General features: G+C 67.9%; 19 protein-coding genes. 10 read left to right on the top strand and 9 right to left on the bottom strand.

All coding sequences use genetic code 11. The features are described 5' to 3' along the window. Window position 1: 1 nt before the first annotated feature. The 5 genes from J2851_RS05620 to J2851_RS05600 all read right to left on the bottom strand — a co-directional run bounded on the left by J2851_RS05620 (window position 2) and on the right by J2851_RS05600 (window position 7,175). Complete coding sequence (locus J2851_RS05620; RefSeq protein WP_209764835.1) at window positions 2-2,356, bottom strand: glycosyltransferase; 2,355 nt, start codon at window positions 2,354-2,356, stop codon at window positions 2-4. An 88-nt stretch (window positions 2,357-2,444) separates the two neighbouring features. Continuing rightward, entirely contained in the window at window positions 2,445-3,266 is an 822-nt protein-coding gene (locus J2851_RS05615) for a calcium-binding protein (RefSeq protein WP_209764834.1), read from the bottom strand. 514 nt (window positions 3,267-3,780) lie between these two features. Then, entirely contained in the window at window positions 3,781-3,984 is a 204-nt protein-coding gene (locus J2851_RS05610) for a hypothetical protein (RefSeq protein ID WP_209764833.1), read from the bottom strand. Window positions 3,985-4,086: 102 nt separating this feature from the next. Then, the gene (locus tag J2851_RS05605; RefSeq protein WP_209764832.1) at window positions 4,087-5,466 is read right to left on the bottom strand and encodes an HlyD family type I secretion periplasmic adaptor subunit; all 1,380 of its coding nucleotides are present in this window, start codon (window positions 5,464-5,466) and stop codon (window positions 4,087-4,089) included. Continuing rightward, complete coding sequence (locus tag J2851_RS05600) at window positions 5,463-7,175, bottom strand: type I secretion system permease/ATPase (RefSeq protein ID WP_281415994.1); 1,713 nt, start codon at window positions 7,173-7,175, stop codon at window positions 5,463-5,465. Before J2851_RS05600 ends, J2851_RS05605 begins: the two co-directional genes overlap by 4 nt. A 433-nt stretch (window positions 7,176-7,608) precedes the next feature. Between J2851_RS05600 and galE the strand changes: the two genes are divergently transcribed. Genes galE through J2851_RS05585 form a run of 3 tightly spaced genes read left to right on the top strand, consistent with a single transcriptional unit; the run spans window position 7,609 to window position 10,379 of the window. Then, on the top strand, window positions 7,609-8,628 hold the full coding sequence (galE, locus tag J2851_RS05595; RefSeq protein WP_209764830.1) for a UDP-glucose 4-epimerase GalE: 1,020 nt from the start codon (window positions 7,609-7,611) through the stop codon (window positions 8,626-8,628). Window positions 8,629-8,668: 40 nt separating this feature from the next. Then, the gene (locus J2851_RS05590) at window positions 8,669-9,178 is read left to right on the top strand and encodes a MarR family winged helix-turn-helix transcriptional regulator (protein ID WP_246500435.1); all 510 of its coding nucleotides are present in this window, start codon (window positions 8,669-8,671) and stop codon (window positions 9,176-9,178) included. Window positions 9,179-9,191: 13 nt separating this feature from the next. Beyond that, window positions 9,192-10,379: a DUF2336 domain-containing protein gene (locus tag J2851_RS05585; protein WP_209764826.1), complete on the top strand. Its 1,188-nt coding sequence runs from the start codon at window positions 9,192-9,194 to the stop codon at window positions 10,377-10,379. Between the two features lie 97 nt (window positions 10,380-10,476). Here J2851_RS05585 and J2851_RS05580 read toward each other — a convergent pair whose 3' ends face one another. The 3 genes from J2851_RS05580 to J2851_RS05570 all read right to left on the bottom strand — a co-directional run bounded on the left by J2851_RS05580 (window position 10,477) and on the right by J2851_RS05570 (window position 13,484). Beyond that, window positions 10,477-11,046 (bottom strand): TetR/AcrR family transcriptional regulator, encoded by a 570-nt coding sequence (locus J2851_RS05580; protein WP_209764824.1) that lies wholly within the window; start codon window positions 11,044-11,046, stop codon window positions 10,477-10,479. A 107-nt stretch (window positions 11,047-11,153) separates the two neighbouring features. Further along, the gene (locus J2851_RS05575; RefSeq protein WP_209764822.1) at window positions 11,154-12,704 is read right to left on the bottom strand and encodes a malonate--CoA ligase; all 1,551 of its coding nucleotides are present in this window, start codon (window positions 12,702-12,704) and stop codon (window positions 11,154-11,156) included. A gap of 90 nt (window positions 12,705-12,794) precedes the next feature. Beyond that, the gene (locus J2851_RS05570; RefSeq protein ID WP_209764821.1) at window positions 12,795-13,484 is read right to left on the bottom strand and encodes a GntR family transcriptional regulator; all 690 of its coding nucleotides are present in this window, start codon (window positions 13,482-13,484) and stop codon (window positions 12,795-12,797) included. 159 nt (window positions 13,485-13,643) lie between these two features. Here J2851_RS05570 and J2851_RS05565 point away from each other — a divergent pair, with 159 nt between their 5' ends. Both J2851_RS05565 and mmsB read left to right on the top strand, forming a co-directional pair. Beyond that, window positions 13,644-14,783, top strand: a complete 1,140-nt coding sequence (locus J2851_RS05565) for an isobutyryl-CoA dehydrogenase (RefSeq protein ID WP_209764820.1) — start codon at window positions 13,644-13,646, stop codon at window positions 14,781-14,783. Window positions 14,784-14,848: 65 nt separating this feature from the next. After that, the gene (gene mmsB / locus J2851_RS05560; RefSeq protein WP_209764819.1) at window positions 14,849-15,739 is read left to right on the top strand and encodes a 3-hydroxyisobutyrate dehydrogenase; all 891 of its coding nucleotides are present in this window, start codon (window positions 14,849-14,851) and stop codon (window positions 15,737-15,739) included. Window positions 15,740-15,886: 147 nt separating this feature from the next. Here the strand turns inward: mmsB and J2851_RS05555 are convergent, their stop codons facing one another. Beyond that, window positions 15,887-17,536, bottom strand: coding sequence for an AMP-binding protein (locus tag J2851_RS05555; protein WP_209764818.1), 1,650 nt, complete (start codon window positions 17,534-17,536; stop codon window positions 15,887-15,889). A 199-nt stretch (window positions 17,537-17,735) separates the two neighbouring features. Here J2851_RS05555 and J2851_RS05550 point away from each other — a divergent pair, with 199 nt between their 5' ends. From J2851_RS05550 to J2851_RS05530, 5 genes are all read left to right on the top strand, one after another. Beyond that, entirely contained in the window at window positions 17,736-18,617 is an 882-nt protein-coding gene (locus tag J2851_RS05550) for an ABC transporter ATP-binding protein (protein ID WP_209764817.1), read from the top strand. Next, the gene (locus J2851_RS05545) at window positions 18,617-20,551 is read left to right on the top strand and encodes a long-chain fatty acid--CoA ligase (RefSeq protein WP_209764816.1); all 1,935 of its coding nucleotides are present in this window, start codon (window positions 18,617-18,619) and stop codon (window positions 20,549-20,551) included. Before J2851_RS05550 ends, J2851_RS05545 begins: the two co-directional genes overlap by 1 nt. 169 nt (window positions 20,552-20,720) lie before the next feature. Further along, window positions 20,721-21,608 (top strand): branched-chain amino acid ABC transporter permease, encoded by an 888-nt coding sequence (locus J2851_RS05540; protein ID WP_209764815.1) that lies wholly within the window; start codon window positions 20,721-20,723, stop codon window positions 21,606-21,608. Window positions 21,609-21,623: 15 nt separating this feature from the next. Continuing rightward, complete coding sequence (locus tag J2851_RS05535; protein WP_209764814.1) at window positions 21,624-22,697, top strand: branched-chain amino acid ABC transporter permease; 1,074 nt, start codon at window positions 21,624-21,626, stop codon at window positions 22,695-22,697. A gap of 37 nt (window positions 22,698-22,734) precedes the next feature. Beyond that, window positions 22,735-24,018, top strand: coding sequence for an ABC transporter substrate-binding protein (locus J2851_RS05530; protein WP_209764813.1), 1,284 nt, complete (start codon window positions 22,735-22,737; stop codon window positions 24,016-24,018). Window positions 24,019-24,059: the final 41 nt, after the last annotated feature.

Here is a 24,059-nt window from a genome sequence, read left to right as displayed (position 1 = left end):
GTTATTTCCGTTTCCGGGTTGCGCGTCCGCTGTGATGCGGCGAGTCGGCGATGAGCGACGGGCGCGGGGTCAGGTCGTTGGACACCGTGATCGGCCGCAGCAGGCTTTCCTCCAGCGGCCGGCGCGATGGCGGCGGAGCGGCCTCGTCCCAGTCATGGGCCATCAGCTCCTCCATCAGGCCCGACCAGCGGCGGGCGTGGAGCCACGCGTTGTATTCGGACGCCACGCCGCGCGTGTAGCCCGTGTGCCGGCTGATGGAGCGGCGTTCCAGGTGGTACAGCTCCACCGAGGGGATGTAGCGGATGTCCATCCCGGCCTGGCGGACGCGCAGGCAGAGGTCGCTGTCCTCGAAGTCGCCGATGACGTAGTCCTCGCAGAAGCCGCCCACCGCCTCGAAGGCGTCGCGCGGCATCAGCAGGCAGGCGCCGGTCACGCCCGGCACGCTGCGCTCCCGCCGGGCCGGCAGGAAGTCGCGCGGCAGGCCCTTGAAGTAGTGGTGGTTGAACCAGCGGCCGCGCACGTCGCGGTCAAAATAGAGGCCGGCGTGCTGCAGGCTGTCGTCGTCGAACAGCAGCTTCGGCCCGACGGCACCGGTGCCCGGCCGCTCCTCCAGCGCCGCGAGCAGCGACGCCAGCCAGCCCGGACGGTCCGGGATGACGTCGGAATTCAGGAACAGCAGCCGGGGTGCAGCGGCGACTCCGGCGCCGGCGTTGTTGGCCGCCGAATAGCCGTAGTTGGCCGGCTGCACCAGCAGCGTCATCGGCAGGCCGTAGAGCCCGTGAAAGCCTTGCAGCAGGTGCACCAGCTCGTCGCGCTGCTCCGGGCTGTCCAGCACGAAGATCAATTCCGCGTCCGCCATGCCTGGATCGGTGGCGAAGCTCGACAGCTGGAACCGCAAGAATTCCAATGTTTTGTAAAGCGGGATGATCAGCGAAACCGACGGGTTCTCCGGCCGGCGGCCGAAGGACACGATCTCCGGCGCGCGGCGGCTCGCCATGTGGGCTGCGTGCAGCGGGGCGACGGCCGGAGCCAGGACGGTTTCCAGCAGCTGTGGCGTGGCGAACTGCGGCGGCAGGCTGCCCAGCACCGCGGCGCGGGCCTCGGCCGGCGACAGCGGTCGCAGCGGCGGCACCAGCTTGATTGACCCGCCGGAGCCCAGCAGAAGCTCCGCATGCACCTGGAGAACCGCGGCCGGTTCCGGCGCGCCGGGGAGGTAGGCGACGAAGCCGCTGCGGTCGGTGGACCCGGTGCCGAACAGCTTGGCCACGTCCTCGCGCGGGAAACGGTTCTCCAGCACCTCCAGGCGCCGTTCGGCGCCGAAGGGGGTCTGCACGCTGAGGCCGGCGCCGAGGCCGTGCGGGTCGTGCACCCAGCCGGCCAGGAACAGCCCGCCGTCGCCGGTCGGCACGGCGAGGTCGAGGGAGGCGCCGATGGACCGCTTGGCGTCGGCCACCTGCCGCTTCGGCAGCGGGGCGAGCACCTGAAGCTCGCGCACCGCGGCGGCGGCGGTCGCGTCGGACCGGCCGCGCTGGGCGAGGCCGCGCAGGATGTGCTGGCGCAGGTTCAGCGGCGTGTCGCGGCGCGTCGACAGATGCTCGGTCAGGGTCGGCAGGTTGGCGCGCACCGCGTCGAAGCTGCGGCAGGCCAGCCCGTTGCGGCCCATCACCACCAGCAGGTTGCCGGGCACGCACAGCACGCGGTCGACCAGGAAGGACATCCCCAGGCGCCCGCGCTTGTCGATGGCGGAGCCGACGCAGATGTCGAAGGGCGCCGGGCCGACGGCGCCGTGGCCGATGATCACCGCCCCCGTCACCTCGCCGAATCCGGCGGACAGCGACCCGGCGCAGAGCAGCAGCTCGTCGGTCGCTGCGGCGCGCGCCGTGACGGGGGAGGGAACGGGCGACAGCTCCAGCACCAGGCGGCGGCAGACGGCGGCGAATCCGGCGTCGCCGCGCAGCGAGGGGGTGGAGCGCGCGAAATCGAACAGGAACCGCACCACCCGCAGGCGGGAGCCGGCGTCGAGGCTGCCCAGCAGGAAGGCCGGATCCAGGTGGGGAAAATCGGTGTCGGTCGGGGCTTCCGCGATTACGCGGCCCTGGGCGACGAACCGGGCCGCGGCGCCCGGCTGATTTGGGGTGCGCAGGATCGACAGCACGCGCTGCCCGCCCCAGCTCGTCCGCACGGACAGCGTGGTGTAGGGCGGCCGAACCTCGGCACCGTCCAGCGTGGGAACGACGCGGCCGGAGGTCTCCGGACCGTCGCTTTCCCAGGACGCGAGAACGAAATCGTCTCCCAACGCATGCAGCTGCGCGGGAGCGATGGTGGTGGAGGTCGGCAGGACGGCGAGAACGGTCATGCGCATTCACCCAGAAACGGTCGGCCGGAATGTCATGGGGACCTTGCGGCGGCGCGCGCGGGGGTGCGCACGCCGCCGGGCCGGCCGCTTAGTGGATGACGAAGTAGTCGTTCGGGTGGTTGTGGATGTCCTCGGCCGACACGCCCTTCAGCGTGATGCTGTCGCCGTTGCCGAGGTCGATGACCGCATCGCCGCCATGGTCGGTGACACGCGACGCCAGGTCGGACGCGTCGCCGATCTTGAGGCCGTTGATGTTGCGGTCGATCTGCAGCACGTCCTCGCCCGCGCGGAAGTCGAGCACGACGTCCTGGCCGCCGCCGCCGGAGAACACGAACACGTCATGGCCGGCGCCGCCGGACAGGATGTCGTCGCCCTTGCCGCCGACCAGGATGTCGTTGCCGGCCCCGCCGAGCAGCGAGTCGGCGCCGTCGCCGCCGCTGAGGTAGTCGTCGCCGTTGCCGCCCGACAGGATGTCGGCGCCCTTGCCGCCGTCGAGCATGTCGTTGCCGTCGCCGCCCAGCAGCTGGTCGTCGCCGTTGCCGCCGTGCAGGACATCATCGCCGGCGCCGCCCGACAGGACGTCGTTGCCGTTGCCGCCGTCGATGATGTCATTGCCGGCGCCACCCGCCAGCACGTCGGCGCCGTTGCCGCCGCTGAGGTAGTCGTCGCCGCCGCCAGCGCTGAGCGAGTCGGCACCGTTGCCGCCCATCATGACGTCGTCGCCATCGCCGCCAGTCACGACGTCCTGGCCGTTGCCGCCGAACAGGGCGTCGTCACCTTCGCCGCCGATCACCGTGTCATGGCCATTGCCACCGAACAGGACGTCGTCGCCCTTGCCCCCGTCGATCAGATCGCTGTGATTCGTGCCGAGATTGACATCGTCATAGTTGCCGCCAGGAAGGGTGGCCATTGTTGATACTCCTTAACGATGTGATTGGGTTGGGGTGGCGTTTTCACCTACCCCGAAATGGCGAGTTACCCCCAACGCTATAGCCAAATATTGGGCGGTGATGCTGTGACATTGACGAGGCGAAACGCAGGAAAATGTTGAGCTTCGAGAGTCGAAATGTAATAATCGGAGATGTTCGTTGCTTGATGCGATGTTCTTTGCTTTCAAAACGCGACGAATTTCTAAGCATTTTGTCTTTGGATGGCGACATGGACGCCCTCGGCGGTCGGCTATCCATGCCGCTGCGTGACTACTTGGGTATGTCGATTTTAAAAAACTTTCAAAGCGGCAGGCCTGTTCAGCGAAAAAGTTGCTGAGAAAGCGCCTTTGCGGCCGGAAAGCCCGCGATGCCGCGCCCCCTCCCGTATGACCTATGGGGAGGGGGCCTGATGCGCCTGCGCCGCGGCACGCGCGGGGAGTCAGGGCCGGAGCCCGACGCCACCAATTTCAAAATAAAACGCCACGCAAACCGCCTTTACTCTTCACCCTCTTCTGCGGCGGTCAACGCTACCCTTGCCAATTCCATCAGCTTGTCTTCGACGTCCGCGGCGTCGTAGCCGGGATTGTCGGCCAGCGAGTCGCGCAGGCGCATGGCGATGAACTCGCCGGTGTGGTGCTTGTCATAGAGGTGCACGTCGCCCAAGGCCTTGGCGACTCGCTTCAATCGATCCCGGTCCATGTAACGCTCCTGTGGTTGCCAGCACCGCAACACAACATTTGGGAAATGATTGTGCCCCCTCTCCCTCGCCGGAAAAGGGGGGACCGGATTCGAAAAGCAGCCTTACTGCTCGCGCAGCGCGCGGTTCATGCCGTCGGTCAGCGGCGTCAGGAAATAGTCGATGGCCTTGCGGGAATGGCCGTGGATCATCACCTCCGCCGGCATGCCGGGATGGAGTTCCACGTTCGGCAGGCGCTTCAGCGTGTCGGCGTCCAGGCTGACGCGGGCGATGAAATAGGCTTGGCCCGTGCGGTCGTCCTGCAACTGGTCGGCGGAGAAGGTGATGATCTTGCCCGGCACCGGCGGGACGACCCGCTGGCGGTAGCCGGTCAGCCGCACCATGGCCTTGGCGCCGATCTCCACATGCTGCACGTCGGCCGGCGATACGCGCGCCTCGACGATCAGGTCGTCGTTCTGCGGCACGATGTCGAGGATCGGCTGGCCGGCGGGAATGGCGCTGCCCGGCGTGAAGAAGCGCAGGCCCGTCACCTTGCCGGCCTGCGGCGCCACGACCTCCTGCCGTTTCAGCACGTCGTCGGCGCCGCGCAGCCGCTCGGACAGGTCGGACACGTTGGCCTGCACGGTCTGAAGGTCGGTGCCGACCTCCGACCGCCGGGTGTTGGCGAGGTTGATGATCTCCAGTTCCGCCCCGGCGATGGCCTGCTCGGCCTTGGACTTGTTCGCCTGAAGCTCGCCGAGTCGGCCCTTGCCGTCCGCGACGTTGCGTTGCAGTTCCAGCAGCCGCGGCTTGCGCTCGTAGCCCTTGGCGAGCAGCCCCTCGACGATGTGCAGTTCGTCCTGGGTGTAGCGCAGGCGGTCGGCGGTGGCGGCGCGCTGCGCCTCCAGCGCGGCGATCTCGTCGCGCAGCTGCGAGATGTTCTTGCGCTGGATGGCGACCTGCCCCTCGTAGCTGTCGCGGCGCGACTCGAACAGGCGCTGCTCGGCGCTCACGGCCTCCGCGGCGACGGGGTTGCTCTTGGCGGCCTTCAGCAGCTCCTCGGCGTAGACCGGGGTCTTGGCGTCGGTCTGCTCCGCACGCAGGCGGGCGAGCCGGGCGAGCGCCGTCCAATACTGGCCCTGGATCTGCGCCACCACCGCGCCGCTCTGCGTCGTGTCGAGGCGCAGCAGGATCTGCCCGGCCTTCACCACGTCGCCGTCCTGCACCAGCAGCTCCCGCAGGATGCCGCCCTCCAGGTGGGAGATGGTCTTGCGGTGGCTTTCCACCATCACCGTGCCGGGGGCGAGTGCTGCGCTGTCCAGGTCGGCCAGGAAGGCCCAGCCGAAGAAGCCGCCGAAGCCGATGGCGACGGCGAGCGCGCCGGCCAGCGCGGTGCCGCGCAGCGACGGCTCGTGCGGGGCGACGTCGATGACCGGTGCCCAAGCGGGAACCGAAGCAGCAGTGGCGGCCGACAGGGCCGGCTGCTCGATCGTGGCGTTCGTCATGCGGATTCTCCCGTCCGGACCAGGCGGGCGACCTTCACCGCGCCGCCGGGCTGGACCAGCTTCAACACCTCGGAACGGGCGCCGAAATGCTCGACCATGCCGTCCTTCAGGACCAGCAGCTTGTCGGCGACGGACACGATGGAGGGGCGATGGGCGACCATCACGATGGTGGCGCCCTCCGCGCGGGCCTGGTTGATGGCGTGCAGCAGGGCCTGTTCCCCGTCATGGTCGAGGTTGGAGTTCGGCTCGTCCAGAACGATCAGGCGCGGCCGGCCGAACAGGGCGCGGGCCAGCGCGATGCGCTGCCGCTGCCCGCCGGACAGGGCGAAGGCGTTCTCCCCCACCGGCGTGTCGTAGCCGAAGGGCAGGCGGCCGATCATGTCGTGGACCCCGGCCATGCGGGCGGCGCGGACGATCTCCGCCGGGTCGGCGTTCGCCATGCGGGCGATGTTCTCGCCGATGGTGCCGTCGAGCAGGGCGACCGACTGCGGCACGTAGCCGACGTACTTGCCGAAGCTCTCGCGCTCCCACAGGAAGGTGCTGGTGCCGTCCAGGTAGATGCCGCCGGCCGTCGGCTCCCAGATGCCGACCAGCAGGCGCGCCAGCGTGGACTTGCCGGCGCCGGACGGGCCGATGATGCCCAGCACCTCGCCGGGTTCCAGCGCGAAGGACACGCCGCGCAGAACCGGGCGCGACAGGCCCTTCGGCACGTGGCTGACGCGGTCCACGCTGATCTTGCCCTGCGGCATCGGCATGGCCATGGTGCCGCGCCGCTGCCCTTCGCCGTTCAGCAGCTCCCGGATGCGCTTGTGCGCGGTCATCGCGCCGACCCACAGGCGCCAGTTGTCCACCAGATGCTCGAAGGGCGCCAGCAGGCGGGCCATCATCAGGCCGGTGGCGATCATGCTGCCGGGCGAGGCCTCGTTGTTGATGACCAGCGCCGCGCCGGCGGAGAGAGTGGCAATCTGGATGATCAGGCGCAGCGAACGCGAGGCCGACGCCATGCCGCGCGACATCAGCGTGCCCCGGTCGATCAGCGAGGCGGAGCCGGTCTGCGCCGCCTGCCAGCGCCGGGCCAGCGCCGGCAACATGCCCATGGCCTCGATGGCCTCGGCGTGGCGGACGGCGCTCGCCACGTCGGCGTAGACCTTGGCGGAGGCCTCGTTCGCCTCGGCGATGGGGCGGCGGGTCAGCGCGTCGGTCAGCGCGTTCATCGCCAGCAGCAGAAGCGCCGAGCCCACCGCGATCCAGCCATAGACCGGGTGCAGGATGAACAGGATGACCAGGAAGATCGGGGTCCACAGCAGCTCCAGCGGGATGGTCACCGCGCTGCCGGACATGAAGTTGCGCAGGTCGTTCAGGTCGCGCATGGTCTGGCCGGCGTTGCGCATCCCGCCGCCCAGCGCGTCCACGATCGCCGCTTCCAGCGCCGGGACGTTGAAGCGGTGCGCGATCACCGCGCCCGACACGATGAAGGCGCGGGCGCGGATGTAGTCCAGCACGCCGAACAGCACCAGCCCGCCCACCGCGATGATCGCCAGCATGGTCAGCGTTTCCACGCTGTGGCTGTTCATCACGCGGTCGTAGACCTGCATGGTGTAGAGCGGAACCACGAGCATCAGCAGATTCACGAAGAAACTCAATGCGCCGGCCAGGAGTAGGCCGCGGCCTATCTTCCGATAGGCTTGGGTCAGCAGCGACCGATCCATTCCGCTCATACAAGGTCCTTCCCATTGCCGTCGCGCAGGCGGTTCCCAAACAATGATCGTTTGGTTAACGAATTGTTGTTTGGCTCTTCTCTTTCTGAGACCGCTCTGGAACGGTCAGGAAAGCACCCGCATGCTTTCGCTTACGTCTCCGACCGACGACAGGCGTGTGATAAGTTTGGGGCGCTACCCCCTTCGCGCTCCATCGAAAGCGGTAGAAAACCGCTCACAAGCCGCTGATTCCAAAAGAAATTCCAAGCACCCGTCGGCGTGGGCGCCACAGTTTTGCCTCTTTTTCGTCAACTGGCCTTTGGCTTGAAGACACGGCATGCTGCACCACGCAACATTTGCCTCGCTTCCGAAGGTGGTCTCCTCCTTTGACGATGGCGGGTGCACCGGAACCTCGATTATTTCTCAAATCCAAGGAATATTTGCGATGAACTCGCCCATGACCGTCCTCGTGACCGGTGGCGCCGGCTATGTTGGCAGCCATTGCGTGGCGGAACTGCTGGACCGCGGCGCCAAGGTTATCGTCCTGGACAACCTGCGCCAGGGACATCGTGCGGCCGTGCCGGCGGAGGCGGCCTTCGTCGAAGCCGATCTGGCCGACACCGACGCGCTGAAGCGCGTCTTCGCCGAATGGCGCTTCGACGCGGTGTTCCACTTCGCCGCCCTGTCGCTAGTCGGGGAATCGATGCGCGACCCGCATCTCTACCTGCACGGCAACACGGTCAACTCGCTGAACCTGATCCGCGCGACGGTCGAGGCCGGCGTGCGCAAGATGGTCTTCTCGTCCACGGCCAACCTGTTCGGCACGCCGGAACGCCTGCCGATCGACGAGGACACCGCCATCGACCCCGGCAGTCCCTACGGCGAGTCGAAGTTCTTCATCGAACGCGCCCTGCACTGGGCCGACCGCTGCCACGGCCTTCGCTCCGCCTGCCTGCGCTACTTCAACGCGGCGGGCGCGCACCCCAACGGGCTGCTGGGCGAGGACCATCACCCGGAGACCCACCTGATCCCGCTGGTGCTCGACGCCGCGGCGGGCAAGCGCTCCCACATCGAGATCTTCGGCGACGACTACCCGACGCCGGACGGCACCTGCGTGCGCGACTACATCCATGTCTGCGACCTCGCCGACGCGCACCTGCGCGTGGTGGACGTGCTGGAGACGCGCAGCGTCCGCTACAACCTCGGCAACGGCACGGGCTACAGCGTCCGGCAGGTGATCGAGGCGGTGGAGCGCGTGACCGGGCTGAAGGTTCCGGTGAAGGTCGGCCCGCGCCGCGCCGGCGACCCGGCGGTGCTGATCGCGTCGAGCGAGCGCATCCGGACGGAGCTGGGCTGGAACCCGCGCTTCCCCGACCTGGACAGCATCATCGGCGGCGCCTGGGCGTGGCGCAGCCGCAACCCGAACGGCTACCGCGGTCCGGCCGTGGCGCAGGCCGCCGAATGAGCGGCCCGATGAGGGGGTGCCGAGTGAAGGGATGTTGGCCATGAACACGCAGCGCCGGAACGATCCCGACTCCGTCGATCAGGCGGATCTCGCCGAATACCACGGGCTCGCCCGGCTGATCGAACGGATGCACCGCCGCTTTCTCGACGTGGTGCGCGCGGGCCTGCTGAAGCAGGGCATCGACGACATCGGGCCGGTGCAGGCGCTGATGGTCATGCTGATCGGCGACGACGAGCCGTCGGTCCGCGATCTGATGGAGCGCGGCTACTATCTGGGATCGAACGCGTCCTACAGCCTGAAGATCCTGGTGGAGGCCGGCTACATCGACCGCGGGGCCAGCCAGCGGGACCGCCGCACCGCCCGGCTGCGCCTGACCGAGAAGGGGCGGGCGCTGCGCGACGAGCTGACATCGTTCGAGCAGATCCAGGCGTCGGCGCTCGTCCGCAACGACGCGGAGGCGATGGAGTTGAAGGCCGCCTACCGCACGCTGCGCCGTCTCGACCGCATCTGGGGCGACATGGTCCGCTACGCAGGCCAGGGTCTCGACTGAAGGATCACTGACGATGACCGATTCCTCTCCATCCCCCGGCCTTTCCGCCCGCGACGTCGAACGGCTGCTCGCCTCCCCCTCGCCGGAGGCGCGCATCGAGACGATGGCGAAGCTGGTCCACGACCTCGAACAGGGCCGGTTGACCGAGGCCGAGCGGTCGCTGGCGCTGGAGGTGATGCACTGCTTCGCCGCCGACGCCCAGGCCGCCGTGCGCGAGGCCGTGGCTTGGCAGATCCGCAACAACCCCATGCTGACCGAGGAACTGGCCGAGCGGCTGGTGAAGGACGTCGGGCGGGTCGCTTTCCCGATCCTGCGCGACAGCGGGTCGCTCAGCGACGAGCTTCTGCTCGACGTGCTGGCCGACCCGGACAGCGGCAAGCACATGGCCATCGCTGGCCGGCGCGCCGTGTCGGCGCGGGTGGCAGGCGCGATCGTGGAATCGGGCAACGTCGCCGTGGTCACCACCCTGCTGCGCAACCCGGGGGCGGAGGTGACGGAGCCGTCGCTGCACCGGGCGCTCGACCGCTTCGGCCGGGTGCGCATGGTCAGCGAGGCGGCGGCGACCCGCCCCGGCCTGCCGCTGGCCGTGGTGGAGCGGCTGGTCGCCTTCGTCTCCGACGCCGTTCGGGCGACGCTCGCCCACACCCACGGCCTGTCGCGGGAGCTGGTGGAGCGGCTGACCAACCGCGGGAGGGAGGCGGCGACCATGCGCCTGCTGCGCCCGGCGCTGCGCGGATCGGAGGATGTGGAGGCGGTGGCCCGCTGGCTTCACGCCAACGGGCGCTTCACCGCGGCGCTACTGTTCCGGGTGCTGTGCGCCGGCGACATCGCCTTGTTCTCCGCCGGGCTGGGCGCCAAGGCCGGAGTCACGAGCGAGGCCGCGCGCACCCTGGCCTGGGACGACGGCGCGCTCGGTCTCCGGGCGGTGCTGAAGCAGGCGTCGGTCGCCGCGGTCCTGGTCCCGCCCTTCCAGATCGCCATCGGCGTCGCCAAGCGCATGGAGTATGAAGGCAGCGACAACCGCCGCGACGACTTCCAGGCCGAGGTGATGGGCGAGCTGTTCGCCGCCCTGACCCCGACCAACGATTGGGTCGTGGACGACCTGCTGCTCCAGCTGTTCGACGGCGCGTCCGACGATGTCATCGACCGCGCGCTGGACCAGGCGGGCCTTCCGTTTGCGCCCGTGCGGACGGGGACGTAAGCGCTTGCCTTTGCCCCCTCCCTAACCCTCCCCCGCCCAGCGGGGGAGGGAGGGACCCGCGAAGCGGGAGGGTGGGGGCACGCGGCAGCCGGCGCGCCTACCCCTCCGCATCCCCCGGCACGAGCACCCGCCCGCAGATGTCCCGCGCCTTCTCGAACCGGTCCGGCGCGGCGGAGCGGGCGAGCAGGCCTTCCCCAAAAATGAACGAATAGAACAGGTAGGCCCGCGCGAAGGCCTCGTCGGCGGTCAGCCCCATCCCGGCGAACAGGTCGGACACGCAGCGCAGGCGCTCGCGGTCGACCTCCGCGACGATCTCCGCGGCGCGCGGGTCACGGCGGGCCCAGTCGCGCATCGCCAACTCGATCGCCATGCCGCGCGGGTTGCTGGTTCCACCGTAGAGCGACAGGACGTCGCGAAGCCGGTCGGCGGGCGCCCAGCCGTCCAGCCGCGTCTGCATCTTGATTGCCTCGATACGGCCGACCTTCCACCCCTCCAGCATCGCCTCGACCAGTTCCATCCGGTCGCGGAAGTGCCAGTAGAAGCTGCCCTTGGTGACCTTCAGCCGCTTGGCGAGCACCTCCACGCGCACCTGTTCGACGCCGCCCTCCGCCAGGGCGGAGAAGGCGGCGGACAGCCAGGATTCGCGGTTCAGCGTCTTCGCTTCCATCAACGATGCTCCCCGGGCCATACGGTGGCGTACCGACAACAGCGCGACGCACCATAACCGGAAAAGGCCGGGCAGGCCGCAGGAATCACCGGGACCTGGAAACGCCTCTACGCTTTCGCGGGAGCGAAGATACCCTTGTGCTCGTCGCGCAGCAGGTTCTTCTGCACCTTGCCCATGGTGTTGCGCGGCAACTCGTCCACGAAGAACACCCGTTTCGGCACCTTGAAGTTGGCCAGTTGCTGCTTGCACACCGCGACCACGGCGACCTCGTCCAGCGTGGCGCCGGGCTTGCGCAGAACGACGGCGGTCACCGCCTCGCCGAAGTCCGGGTGCGGGACGCCGACCACGGCGGATTCCACGACGCCGTCGATGGCGTCGATGACCGTCTCGACCTCCTTCGGGTAGACGTTGAAGCCGCCGGATATGATCAGGTCCTTGGCCCGGCCGACGATGTGGACGTAGCCGCGCCCGTCCACCTTACCGACGTCCCCGGTGATGAAGAAGCCGTCCGGCTTGATCTCCTGTTTGGTCTTTTCCGGCATCCGCCAGTAGCCGGAGAAGACGTTCGGGCCCTTCACCTCGATGATGCCGATCTCGTCCGTGTCCAGCGTCTTGCCCGTCTCCGGATCGACGACGCGCAACTCGACCTCCGGCAGCGGGAAGCCGACGGTGCCGGGGATGCGTTCCCCGTCCAGCGGGTTGGAGGTCAGCATGCCGGTCTCCGTCATGCCGTAGCGCTCCAGGATCGCTTGGCCGGTGCGGGCAGCGAATTCCTTGTGCGTGTCGGCCAGCAGCGGGGCGGAGCCGCTGATGAACAGCCGCATGTGCGCGGTCGCCTCCCGCGTCAGGCCGGGGTGGGCGAGCAGGCGCGTGTAGAAGGTCGGCACGCCCATCATCACCGTGGCCCGGGGCAGCAGAGCCATCACCTGATCCGCGTCGAACTTCGGCAGGAAGATCATGGAGCTGCCGTTCAGCAGCACGCAGTTGGTCGCCACGAACAGGCCGTGCGTGTGGAAGATCGGCAGGGCGTGCAGCAGCACGTCATCCGGCCGGAAGCCCCAATAGGAATGCAGCGTCAGCGCGTTGGAGCCGAGATTCCGGTGGCTCATCATCGCGCCCTTGGACCGCCCGGTGGTGCCCGACGTGTAGAGGATCGCCGCGAGGTCGTCGGCGTCGGCCGACACCGTGTCGAACGCCGGGTCCTTTGCCGCCGCCAGCTCCGGAAGCGTCCCGTCGCCCTTGGTGCCGAGAGTCAGCAGATGCGCGACCTTGGCCTTGTCGGCGACCTCGCGCAGGCCGTCGGCGGTCTCCGGCTTGGCGACGAAGACGTGCGGCTCCGCGTCGGTCAGGAAATACTCGACCTCCGCCTTGGTGTAGGCGGGGTTCAGCGGCAGGAAGACGCCGCCGGCGCGCACGGTGGCGAGATAGAGGACGATGTTCTCGACGGATTTCTCCACCTGCACCGCGACGCGGTCGCCCTTCTTCAGGCCGAGGTCGGACAGCAGGTGGGCGTAGCGGCCGGTCAGCGCTTCCAAATCACCGTAGGTGACGGCGCGGCCGTCCTCCAGCACTGCGAAGGGGCGGCTGCGGTCCGCCGGAAAGCGGGAGCGGAAGAGATCGAAGATGTTGCCGCTGACCGCGGACGCTGCATCGGACATGTGCCCTTCCTCCCATGCGCACCAAAGCTGGAGCCCGGATCTACCACACCGGTGTTCGCCTGACCAGATTTTTGTATACAGATAATCCGTCTATTGTATCCCATTCCCGCCCATGATGGACACGAACTCGGCAAAGATGTCGATCTGGATGGTCACGTGACGGCGCATGGCGGTGTAGGCGGCCTCCGGATCGCCGGCCAGGATGGCGTCGACCACGCCGCCGTGTTCGTCGAAGCTGTCGTTGATCCGCGATGGGTGGTTCAGCTGGTAGCGTCGGTAGGGGGCGAGGCGGGCGAACAGGCCGCGCGCGATTTCCTGCAGCGGCTCGTTGTGGCTGCCCGCCTGGATGGCCTCGTGGAACTCGCGGTTCACGGCGTAGTAGGCGTCCAGTTCCCGCGCCTTCATGTGCGCGTTGGACGCGTCGTGCAGCCGCTTCAGGGCCTGCTTTTCCTCCTCCGACATGCGGCGGGCGGCGAATCGGGCGCACAGCCCCTCGATCTCCGACATCACCTCGAACATCTGCACCATGCGGTGCAGCTTCAGCGGCGCCACGACGGCGCCGTGCCGCGGCTGCTTTTCCACCAGCCCGGCGTGGACGAGCTGGAGAATCGCCTCGCGGATCGGCGTGCGCGATATGTTGAAGCGCTGCGCCAGGCTTTCCTCGTCCAGGCGCGTTCCGGGGCGCAGGCGGCCGAGGAAGATGTCCTCCTCGATGGCCAGCCTTACCTCGTCGGCGCGGGTCAGGCCCTTTTTCTCGCTGTCGGCAATCCGATCGCTCATCCCGAGCGCGTCCTCATATTCCATCCACGGGGCTGTCACTCTCTGTATACAAGAGATGGACACCGCGTATCCAGTGTGATAGTGCTCGGACTCAACAATCAGCGTCGGAACGCCATCCCTGGGAGGCGTCCGCGCAAGCGGTCTTGTGGGAGGATGCGCATGGACTTTGCGCTTTCCGAGGAACAGCAGGCGTTCCGCGACACCGCGCGCGAGTTCGCGCGCCAGGAAATGGCGCCGCACGCGGCCCGCTGGGACGAAGAATCCCTGTTCCCGGTCGACACGCTGCGGCAGGCGGCCGCGTTGGGCTTCGCGGGCATCTATGTGGGCGACGACGTCGGCGGCTCCGGCCTCGGCCGGCTCGACGCCGCGGTGATCTTCGAGGAGCTGGCGGCGGCCTGCCCCTCCACCGCGGCCTACATCTCCATCCACAACATGGCGTCGTGGATGATCGACCGCTTCGGCAGCGCGGAGCAGCGCGAGCGCTTCCTGCCGAAGCTGACGAGCATGGAGCATTTCGCCAGCTATTGCCTGACGGAGCCCGGTGCCGGATCCGACGCGGCCAGCCTGCGCACGCGGGCGGAGCGCGATGGCGACCATTACATCCTGAACGGGTCGAAGGCCTTCATCTCCGGCGGCGGCTCGTCCGACGTCTATGTCTGCATGGTCCGCACGGGGGAGGCCGGACCGAAGGGCATCTCCTGCATCGCGGTGGAGAAGGGCACGCCCGGCCTGTCCTTCGGCAAGCAGGAGCACAAGCTCGGCTGGAAGAGCCAGCCGACCTCGGCGGTCATCTTCGAGAATTGCCGCGTTCCCGTGGCCAACCGCATCGGCGATGAAGGGGACGGCTTCAAGATCGCCATGAAGGGGCTGGACGGCGGGCGCCTGAACATCGGCGCCTGCTCCATCGGCGGCGCACGCTTCTGCCTGGAGCAGGCCATCGACTACACGGCGGAGCGCAAGCAGTTCGGCAAGCCGCTGAATGCCTTCCAGGCGCTTCAGTTCAAGCTCGCCGACATGGCGACGGAGCTGGACGCGGCGCGCCTGATGCTGCACCGCGCGGCCAGCAGCCTCGACGCCGCCTCGACGGAGGCGACCATGCACTGCGCCATGGCCAAGCGCTTCGCCACCGACATCGGCTTCCAGGTGGTGAACGAGGCGCTGCAGCTGCACGGCGGTTATGGCTACATCAAGGAATACCCGATCGAGCGGTATTTCCGGGATCTCCGCGTCCACCAGATCCTGGAAGGCACCAACGAGATCATGCGCGTCATCATCGCCCGCCAGCTGGTGGGCGGCTGACCGCCGCATCAATACTCAATCCACCGGCGACAACGTCCGGCGGCGCAAAAATAGGGGGAAATGCAATGGCGACGATCGCCTTTATCGGACTCGGCAACATGGGCGGGCCGATGGCGCGCAACCTGCTGAAGGCCGGCCACGCGGTGCAGGCCTTCGACCTGTCGGAGGCCGCCTGCGCCGCCGCTCGTGACGCGGGCGCCACCATCGCCGCCGGCCCGGGTGCCGCGGCGGCCGGGGCCGAGGTCGTCATCACCATGCTGCCCGCCGGCAAGCATGTTCGGGAGGTCTACACCGGCGAAGGCGGCGTCATCGCCAGCGCGAAGCCCGGCAGCCTGTTCATCGACAGCTCCACCGTGGACGTGGACAGCGCCCGCGCCGTCGCCGCGGCCGCGGAGGCCGCCGGCTTCGCCATGGTCGATGCGCCGGTGTCCGGCGGCGTCGGCGGGGCGGAAGCCGGCACGCTGACCTTCATGGTCGGCGGCACGGAAGACGCCTTCAAGCGCGCCGAGCCGATCCTGGCCGCCATGGGCAAGGCCATCGTCCACACCGGCGGGCCGGGCAACGGACAGGCCGCGAAGATCTGCAACAACATGATCCTCGGCATCTCCATGATCGGCGTGTCGGAGGCCTTCGCGCTTGCCGAGAAGCTGGGGCTGGAGTCGCAGAAGCTGTTCGACGTGGCGTCGAAGTCGTCGGGCCAGTGCTGGTCGCTGACCAGCTATTGCCCGGTGCCGGGCCCGGTCCCGACCTCGCCCGCCAACCGCGACTATCAGCCGGGCTTCGCCGCCGCGCTGATGCTGAAGGATCTGAAGCTGGCGGTCGAGGCCGGCCAGAGCACCGGCAGCCCATTGCCGCTGGGCGGCGAGGCGGCGCAGCTCTACACGCTGTTCTGCAACGCCGGCTTCGGCGGCAAGGACTTCTCCGGCATCGTCAACATGCTGCGCGGGCAGAAGTAAGGTTTTCAGGCTGACCGCCTTGCTTCGCTTGCCCCCTCCCTAACCCTCCCCCGCTTCGCAGGGGAGGGGATCTCTCCCTCCCTTGCGAAGCGGGGGAGGGAAGGGGCCCGCGCCGAAGGCGTGGGAAGGGTGGGGGCAAGGGCGACCTCACTCCCCCTGCTGCATGACGATGGCGTCGGACGCCCGGCCGCGGAAGTGGATGTTGCCGCCGCGGTCCAGGAAGGCCCAGTCGCCGGTCAGGTAATAGCGGCGGCCGTGGCGGAAGCGGGACGCGGTGCGGTCCGGGTCGTTGGCGTAGGCCTCGAACCAGAAGAGCGGCGAGTTCTCCACGTCGATGGCGATCTCGCCGGCGCCGCCGACCGGGGCCTCGCGGCCCTGCGGGTCGAGGATCACCACGCGGAAGCCCGGCATCGGCCGGCCGAGCGACGCGTCCGCCGGCCGGTCGGCGTGGTCGGGGTCGTAGCGGTTCATCATGAAGATGCCGGTTTCGCGTTGGCCGTACTGGTCGAGCAGCGGCACCTCCACCACCCGGTTGGCCCAGCCGATCAACTCCGGCGGCAGCGGCTCGCCGACCACGGACAGGATCCGCAGCGCCAGCTGGCGCGGCCCGCCCTCCGGGTCGGCGCTGTGCCAGGCGCGGATCTGGGATGGCGCGCAGGTCAGGTTGGTGACGCCGAACTTGGTCAGCATCCGGTAGCCCTGCCGCACGTCGTAGGGGCCGTCGCAGAAGATGGTGGTGCGCCCCAGCAGCAGCGGCCCGACCAGCCCGTAATAAGCGCCATAGGCCCAACCGGGGTCGGCCATGTTCCAGTAGATGTCGTCGTCGCGCAGGTCGAGGCCGATGCGCATGTACTGCTCGATTCCCGACAGGGCCTTGACCGGCAGGGACACACCGAGCGGCTTCGGCTCGGACTCGGAGGTGTAGATCAGCGCGAAGGCGTCGCGGTCGGCGTAGCGGGCAACCTCGGCCATGGGGGTGGATTCGTGGAGGGCGGACCAGAAGGGCACCGCGTCGGCACCGGGACCGAAGGCCTCGTCGCCCTCCACCATCACCAGGGGGCGGCTGTTGTCGCGCGGAATCTTACGGCGCAGGAAGCCGGTGGTGACGATCGCCCCCGCCTCGCTGTCGGCCAGCCGGTAGGCCACCGCGGCGGCCGAGTAGGTGGTGAACAGCGGCATGTAGACGCCGCCCAGCCGCCAGATCGCCAGCGCGGCGATCAGCAGCTCCGGACCCTTGGGCAGCAGCACCGCCACCCGGTCGCCGCGCCCGACGCCGAGCCGGCGCAGGACGGTGGCGAAGCGGGCCGAATCGCGCTCCAGCCGGGAGAAGCTCAGCTCGGTGGTCTGGCCGGCGACGCTCTCGTGCAGCAGGGCGGCGTGCGCGCCGTCGGTGCGGGCATGGCGGTCGCACAGCAGGTCGGCCAAGGGGATCGCGTCGCCCTGGTATTCCGGCCGCAGAAAGGCGGTCGGGCGCACGGCGACGGCCTCCGGCGCCTGCTCGTCCGCCGGGTGGTAACGGGCTGCGGCGATGCGGCCCAGTTCGTCCAGCTCCGGCCCCAGATGGTAGCGGCGGCTGCGCGGGTCCTGGTCGATGAAGCGCTCCCGCGCCAGCGCGGTCAGAAGCCGGTGCGCGGTCGCCTTGGACAGGCCGGTGTCGCTCATCAGGTCGGACAACCGCGCGCCGTCCGCCCCATAGGCGGCGACGGTGCGCAGCAGGGTCAGCGCGCGCTCCAGGCTCTGCGTGCCACCGGACGCGCCGGAGGAGGGGGATTCGATGTCGGTCACGGTTCGGGTCATGGCAAGGTCCATATTATGGACCTTGCGGCCGAATGTCGCCCGAAAAAACATGCATCGGCGGAATGTCCGTGTTGAAAACTGTGCCGATCGCGGTTTATAGTGCCGGTGTTGCACAAAGGACGGTCCACAATATGGACCAGTTCGCCAACCGAACATTCCGGCGAACGACAAAATCAGTTCCACAGCAACGGAGGAGGAAATGTCAGGCGCGCCCACCGCACCGCCACGCGGTTACGCCCAGCCGGCCGACGCCACCCGCGCGGCCTCCCCATCGGACGTCATCTTCGAAGCCCGGGGCGTGTCCTTGCGCTTTGGCGGCGTGCAGGCGCTGACCGACGTCAGCTTCCGCATCCGCAAGGGGGAGCTGTTCTCGATCATCGGCCCCAACGGGGCCGGCAAGACCTCGATGGTCAACTGCATCTCCGGCCGCTACCGGCCGACCGACGGCAAGGTCTATTTCAAGGGCCGCGACGTCACCGGCATGACGCCGAACCACCGGGCCTCGCTCGGCATCGGCCGCACCTTCCAGAACCTGGCGCTGTTCGGCCACATGACGGTGCTCGACAACATCATGGTCGGGCGCCATCACCTGCTGAAGAACAACTTCTTCACCGGCTCCCTCTACTGGCTGACGGGGGCGCGCAAGGAAGAACTCTCCCACCGCCGCGAGGTGGAGGAGATCATCGACTTCCTGGAAATCCAGCATGTGCGCAAGGCCACGGCCGGCACGCTGTCCTACGGCCTGCGCAAGCGGGTCGAACTGGCCCGCGCCATCGCGCTGAAGCCCGACCTGATCCTCCTGGACGAGCCCATGGCGGGCATGAACCTGGAGGAGAAGGAGGACATGGCCCGCTACATCGTCGACCTGAACGAGGAGTTCGGCATGACGGTGGTGATGATCGAGCACGACATGGGCGTCGTGATGGACATCTCCCACCGCGTGATGGTGCTGGAGTTCGGCAAGAAGATCGGCGAGGGCTCGCCGGAGGAGGTTCTGGCCGATCCGCGCGTCAAGCGCGCCTACCTCGGCGAGGACGACGAGGAAGAGGCTCCCCCGCAGCCCAAGCAGGAGGTCGCGTGATGTCCCAGCTTCCCGATCTCAACCAGCACGACACGCTGCCCAAGCTGCTGACCCTGCACGCCCGCGACCATGGCGGCGAGGTCGCCATGCGCGAGAAGGACTTCGGCATCTGGCGCGAGTTTACCTGGGCCGACGTGCACGCCCGCGTGCGCGCCTTCACGCTGGGCCTCATCAAGCTGGGCGTGGAGCGCGGCCATGTGGTGGCCCTGCTCGGCGACAACCGGCCGGACTGGGTGATGGGCGAAATCGCCGCCCACGCCATGGGCGCCATGAGCCTCGGCATCTACCGCGACGCCATGGACGAGGAGGTCGCCTACCTCATCACCTACGCCGACGTGCACGTCATCTTCGCGGAGGACGAGGAGCAGGTCGACAAGCTGCTGAACCTGGGCGAGCGCCTGCCCACCCTGAAGCACATCATCTATTCCGACCCCCGCGGCATGCGCAAATACAGCGACCCGCGCCTGATGGAGGCGTCGGACCTCGTGCGGCTGGGCAATGCGCTGCACGCGGAGAAGCCGGGCCTCTACGACGAGCTGGTCTCGGCGACGAAGGGCGAGGATGTCGCGGTGCTCTGCACCACGTCGGGCACCACCTCCAACCCGAAGCTGGCCATGCTGCCGGCCGGGCGGCTGATCCGCCACGTTGCCAGCTACCTGTCGGTCGATCCCAAGGGGCCGACGGACGAGTATGTGTCGGTGCTGCCGCTGTCCTGGATCATGGAGCAGATCTACGCGGTCGGCATGGGCATGGTGTCGCGGATGCGCGTGAACTTCGTCGAGGAAGCCGAGACGATGATGAACGACTTCCGCGAGATCGGGCCGAGCTTCGTGCTGTTCGCCCCGCGCCTGTGGGAGCAGATCGCCGCCGACGTGCGCGCGCGGATGATGGACAGCTCCCCCTTCAAGCAGAAGATGTACGATTACGGCATGAAGCTGGGGCTGGAGGCGCTCGCCAACGGAACGCGCTCCGCCGTTGCCGATCGCATTCTTTTCGCAGCGCTGCGAGACCGGCTGGGCTTCACCAACCTGAAGTCGGCGGCGACCGGCGGTGCGGCGCTGGGCCCGGACACCTTCAAATTTTTCCAGGCGCTGGGCGTGCCGCTGCGCCAGATCTACGGCCAGACCGAGACCATGGGCGCCTACACGGTGCACCGCTCGGGCGACGTGGATTTCGACACGGTCGGCGTGCCCTTCGACGACGGCGTGAAGGTGAAGGTGATCGAGCCCGACCAGAACGGCGTTGGCGAGATCGTGGTGAGCCATCCCAACATGTTCGCCGGCTATTACCGGAACGAGGCGTCGACCACGGCGGACCTGCGCGACGGCTGGATGCACACGGGCGACGCCGGCTTCTTCGACAAGAAGGGCCATCTGGTCATCATCGACCGCATCAAGGACATCGCCACCACCAGCAACGGCGACCGCTTCAGCCCGCAGTACATCGAGAACAAGCTGAAGTTCAGCCCCTACGTCGCCGAAGCGGTCATCCTGGGCAACAAGCGCCCGTACCTGTCGGCGATCATCTGCATCCGCTTCCCCATCGTGTCGAAGTGGGCGGAAAAGAACCGCATCGCCTTCACCACCTACTCCGACCTGTCGTCGAAGCCGGAGGTCTACGAGCTGCTGCGCCAGGAGGTGGAGCGGGTCAACGCCACGCTGCCGGAGTACCAGCGCATCACCAAGTTCCTGCTCCTCTACAAGGAACTGGACGCCGATGACGGCGAGCTGACCCGCACCCGCAAGGTGCGCCGCGGCGTGATCGCCGAGAAGTACGGCGAGATCATCGACTCCATCTACGCCGGCCAGCCGTCCATCGACGTGGACACCACCATCACCTTCCAGGACGGCACCAAACAGCGCATCCGCACCGTGCTAAAGGTCGTCGACCTGCTGCCCGCTCCGGCGAAGAAGCCGGCGCCGGTCGCGGCATAGGTGGCCCCATGAAGACGCGCACTTTTCTCCCTCTCCCCCCCGGGGAGAGGGTCGGGGTGAGGGGGACTGGCGTTTGCCGAACCTCCCAGTCCCCCGCGAACCCCCTCACCCTAACCCTCTCCCCGGGGGGGAGAGGGGATAAGAATTGCGGTTTCGGGGAGACCCGCCCATGACCTTGCTCTTCCAGCTTCTCGTCAACGGGCTGATCGTCGGCGCGCTGTACGGCGTCGTGGCGATGTCCTTCGTGCTGATCTACAAGGCCAGCCGCATCGTGAACTTCGCCCAGGGCGAGTTCCTGCTGATCGGCGCCTGGACCTGCTGGTGGCTGCTGACCCACTGGCAGCTGCCCTTCTGGATCGGGTTCCCGATCACGCTGGCCTTCATGCTGATCTTCGGCGTGGTGCTCCAGATCGTCGTGCTGCGGCCGATGATCGGGGAGCCGATCATCTCCGTCATCATGGTCACCATCGGCCTGTCGATCTTCTTCCAGGCGATGATGAAGTGGATGTTCGGCGTCTTCGCCAAGCCCTTCCCGCCGATCTTCGGCAGCCCGACCATGTCGGTCTTCGGGCTGGAGGTGCAGACCGTCTACGTCATGTCGCTGGCCATCTCGCTGCTGATCATGGCGGGCTTCGGCTGGTTCTTCAAATACTCGCGCATGGGCCTCGCCATGCGGGCGACCGCCTTCGACCAGCAGGTGGCGCAGTCGCTGGGCATCTCGGTCCGCCAGATGTTTGCGATGAGCTGGGCCATCTCCGCCATGGTCTCCGCCGTCGCCGGCGTGACCGTGGGCGTGGTCAACGGCGTGTCCTCCGCGCTGTCCTTCTTCGGCATCAAGGTCTTCCCGGCGGTCATCCTGGGCGGGCTGGACAGCGTGGCCGGCGCGGTGCTCGGTGGGCTGATCGTCGGCGTGCTGGAGAACCTGGCCCACTACGTGGACAGCCAGTGGCTGAACTGGGGCAACATGTACGAGATCGCCCCCTTCTACGTCCTGATCGTCATCCTGATGATCAAGCCCTACGGCCTCTTCGGCACCAAAGACATCGAGCGCGTGTAAGGAGCGGCCGCAACCATGGCGAACATCAGTCTCATCCCCTGCGGCGACTTCAAGACGACCTACGCCGCCGACACCACCATCTTCCCGACCGTCACCAGCCGCAACTTCGCGATCCTGGGCGTCCTGATCCTGCTGGTCTTCCCGGCCTTCATGGACCGCTACTGGCTGAACCTGTGCATCCAGATCGGCTACCTGGGCATCGCGGCGCTGGGGCTGAACATCCTGGTGGGCTTCACCGGCCAGATCTCCATCGGCCACGCCGCCTTCTTCGGCTTCGGCGCCTTCGCCTCGGCCTGGCTGTCCAACAGCTTCGCCATCCCGGTGGCGCTCGCCATCCCGCTGGCCGGCGTGATGACGACGGCGGTCGGCATGCTGTTCGGCGTTCCGGCGGCGCGGCTGAAGGGCCTGTACCTCGCCATCGCCACGCTGGCGGCGCAGTACATCCTCCAGGACTTCTTCGCGCGGGCCGACTGGTTCACCGGCGGCACCGCCGGCACCATCGCGGAGCCCTTCAGCCTGTTCGGCTTCGCCTTCGACACGGACGAGCGCTTCTTCTACGTCGTGCTGGTCTACATGGTCGTGATGTACATCCTGGCGACCAACCTGATGCGCACCCGCGACGGGCGCGCGCTGGTGGCGGTGCGCGACCATTATCTCTCCGCCGAGATCATGGGCATCAATCTGACCAAGTACCGCACGATGTCCTTCGGCATCTCGGCCTTCTACGCCGGCATCGGCGGCGCGCTCTACGCCCACTACCTGCAGTTCGTGTCGGTGGAGGGCTTCACGATCCTCTTCTCGATCCAGTTCCTGGGCATGATCATCATCGGCGGCCTGGGCTCGATCATGGGGTCGCTGATGGGCACGGCCTTCATGGTGCTGCTGCCGGAGGTGATGCAGGCCATCACCACCGCCCTGTCCGGCACGGCCATCGACGCCGCGCTGAACCTGAAGGACGCCATCGCCTTCCTGCGCGAGATGGCCATCGGCCTGGTGATCATCCTGTTCCTGGTCTTCGAGCCGGACGGGCTGGCCCACCGCTGGAAGCAGATCAAGGCCTACTGGAAACTGTATCCCTTCGCGCACTAAGCTTCTGAAAAACATAATGAACGGGAGAAAACGCACTATGACCATGAAGACCGTCCTGCTTGCGACCGCCACGGTCCTGGCCTTCACCGCCGCCGCCAACGCCCAGCAGAAGATCCCGGTCGGCCACCTCGCCGACCAGTCGGGCGCCACGTCGGACGTGGGCGTGCCCTTCGCGCAGGGTGTGGCCGACGCGCTCGCCTACATCAACAAGAACGGCGGCGTCGGCGGTACGCAGTTGGCCGTGGAGACGGTGGACTACGGCTACCAGGCGCCGCGCGCAATCAGCCAGTACAAGAAGTGGTCGTCGGGCAGCGACAAGGTCGCGGCCATCCAGGGCTGGGGCACCGCCGACACCGAGGCGCTGACCGGCTTCGTCGGCAAGGACGAGATCCCGTTCTACTCCGGCTCCTACTCCGGCCACCTGACCGACCCGACGGGCAAGGGCCCGCACGGCTCCAAGCCGGCGCCCTACAACTTCTTCTATGGCCCGTCCTACTCCGACGGCCTGCGCGCCATGCTGACCTGGGCGGCCGAGGACTGGAAGAAGAAGGGCGGCTCGGGCAAGCCGAAATACGTCCACATGGGCGCCAACCACCCCTACCCGAACGCCCCGAAGGAGGCCGGCGAGGCGCTCGCCAAGGAGCTGGGCTTCGACGTGCTGCCGGCCGTGCAGTTCGCGCTGACGCCGGGCGACTACACCGCCCAGTGCCTGACCCTGAAGGAGGCCGGCGCCAACTACGCCTACCTCGGCAACACGGCGGGCTCCAACATCTCCGTGCTGAAGGCCTGCCAGACGGTCGGCGCGCAGGTGCAGTTCATGGGCAACGTCTGGGGCATGGACGAGAACGCCGCCAAGGCCGCTGGCACCGCCGCCAACGGCGTCATCTTCCCGGTCCGCACCGCCACCATCTGGGGCGGCGACGCGCCGGGCATGAAGACGGTCAAGGACATCTCCAAGATGTCCGACGCGGCCGGCACCGCCTACCGCCCGGTGCACTACGTCTCCGGCATCTGCTCCGCCTTCTACATGAAGGAAGCGATGGACTGGGCGAAGGCCAATGGCGGCGTGACCGGCCCGAACATCCGCAAGGGCATGTACCAGAAGAAGGACTGGGTCCCGGCCGGGCTTGAGGGCGTCTGCGTCCCCTCCACCTGGACCGAGACCGACCACCGCGGCATGGACAAGGTCAACATCTACCGCGCCAACGTGAAGGGCGAGACCGGCGCGTCGGTGGACGAGCTGGTGAAGGCCGGCACGATCAAGCTGGAGAAGATCGCCACCGTCGACGTCCCGCGCAAGCCGGAGTGGCTGGGCTGGTAAGTCCGGAGCGCCCCCGCCGCCGCCGTGAAAGGGCGGCGACG

This window comes from Azospirillum rugosum, assembly GCF_017876155.1.
GTDB lineage: Bacteria > Pseudomonadota > Alphaproteobacteria > Azospirillales > Azospirillaceae > Azospirillum > Azospirillum rugosum.
Note: the sequence above shows the minus strand (reverse complement) of the source record. Positions and strands in the feature narration are given on the sequence as shown.

What these genes read in the sequence shown, in the direction of transcription:
- J2851_RS05620 (WP_209764835.1), bottom strand. Translation starts at nt 2,356, where the DNA reads ATGACCGTTCTCGCCGTCCTGCCGACCTCCACCACCATCGCTCCCGCG.
- J2851_RS05615 (WP_209764834.1), bottom strand. Translation starts at nt 3,266, where the DNA reads ATGGCCACCCTTCCTGGCGGCAACTATGACGATGTCAATCTCGGCACG.
- J2851_RS05610 (WP_209764833.1), bottom strand. Translation starts at nt 3,984, where the DNA reads ATGGACCGGGATCGATTGAAGCGAGTCGCCAAGGCCTTGGGCGACGTG.
- J2851_RS05605 (WP_209764832.1), bottom strand. Translation starts at nt 5,466, where the DNA reads ATGACGAACGCCACGATCGAGCAGCCGGCCCTGTCGGCCGCCACTGCT.
- J2851_RS05600 (WP_281415994.1), bottom strand. Translation starts at nt 7,175, where the DNA reads ATGGATCGGTCGCTGCTGACCCAAGCCTATCGGAAGATAGGCCGCGGC.
- galE (WP_209764830.1), top strand. Translation starts at nt 7,609, where the DNA reads ATGAACTCGCCCATGACCGTCCTCGTGACCGGTGGCGCCGGCTATGTT.
- J2851_RS05590 (WP_246500435.1), top strand. Translation starts at nt 8,669, where the DNA reads ATGAACACGCAGCGCCGGAACGATCCCGACTCCGTCGATCAGGCGGAT.
- J2851_RS05585 (WP_209764826.1), top strand. Translation starts at nt 9,192, where the DNA reads ATGACCGATTCCTCTCCATCCCCCGGCCTTTCCGCCCGCGACGTCGAA.
- J2851_RS05580 (WP_209764824.1), bottom strand. Translation starts at nt 11,046, where the DNA reads ATGGAAGCGAAGACGCTGAACCGCGAATCCTGGCTGTCCGCCGCCTTC.
- J2851_RS05575 (WP_209764822.1), bottom strand. Translation starts at nt 12,704, where the DNA reads ATGTCCGATGCAGCGTCCGCGGTCAGCGGCAACATCTTCGATCTCTTC.
- J2851_RS05570 (WP_209764821.1), bottom strand. Translation starts at nt 13,484, where the DNA reads ATGAGCGATCGGATTGCCGACAGCGAGAAAAAGGGCCTGACCCGCGCC.
- J2851_RS05565 (WP_209764820.1), top strand. Translation starts at nt 13,644, where the DNA reads ATGGACTTTGCGCTTTCCGAGGAACAGCAGGCGTTCCGCGACACCGCG.
- mmsB (WP_209764819.1), top strand. Translation starts at nt 14,849, where the DNA reads ATGGCGACGATCGCCTTTATCGGACTCGGCAACATGGGCGGGCCGATG.
- J2851_RS05555 (WP_209764818.1), bottom strand. Translation starts at nt 17,536, where the DNA reads ATGACCCGAACCGTGACCGACATCGAATCCCCCTCCTCCGGCGCGTCC.
- J2851_RS05550 (WP_209764817.1), top strand. Translation starts at nt 17,736, where the DNA reads ATGTCAGGCGCGCCCACCGCACCGCCACGCGGTTACGCCCAGCCGGCC.
- J2851_RS05545 (WP_209764816.1), top strand. Translation starts at nt 18,617, where the DNA reads ATGTCCCAGCTTCCCGATCTCAACCAGCACGACACGCTGCCCAAGCTG.
- J2851_RS05540 (WP_209764815.1), top strand. Translation starts at nt 20,721, where the DNA reads ATGACCTTGCTCTTCCAGCTTCTCGTCAACGGGCTGATCGTCGGCGCG.
- J2851_RS05535 (WP_209764814.1), top strand. Translation starts at nt 21,624, where the DNA reads ATGGCGAACATCAGTCTCATCCCCTGCGGCGACTTCAAGACGACCTAC.
- J2851_RS05530 (WP_209764813.1), top strand. Translation starts at nt 22,735, where the DNA reads ATGACCATGAAGACCGTCCTGCTTGCGACCGCCACGGTCCTGGCCTTC.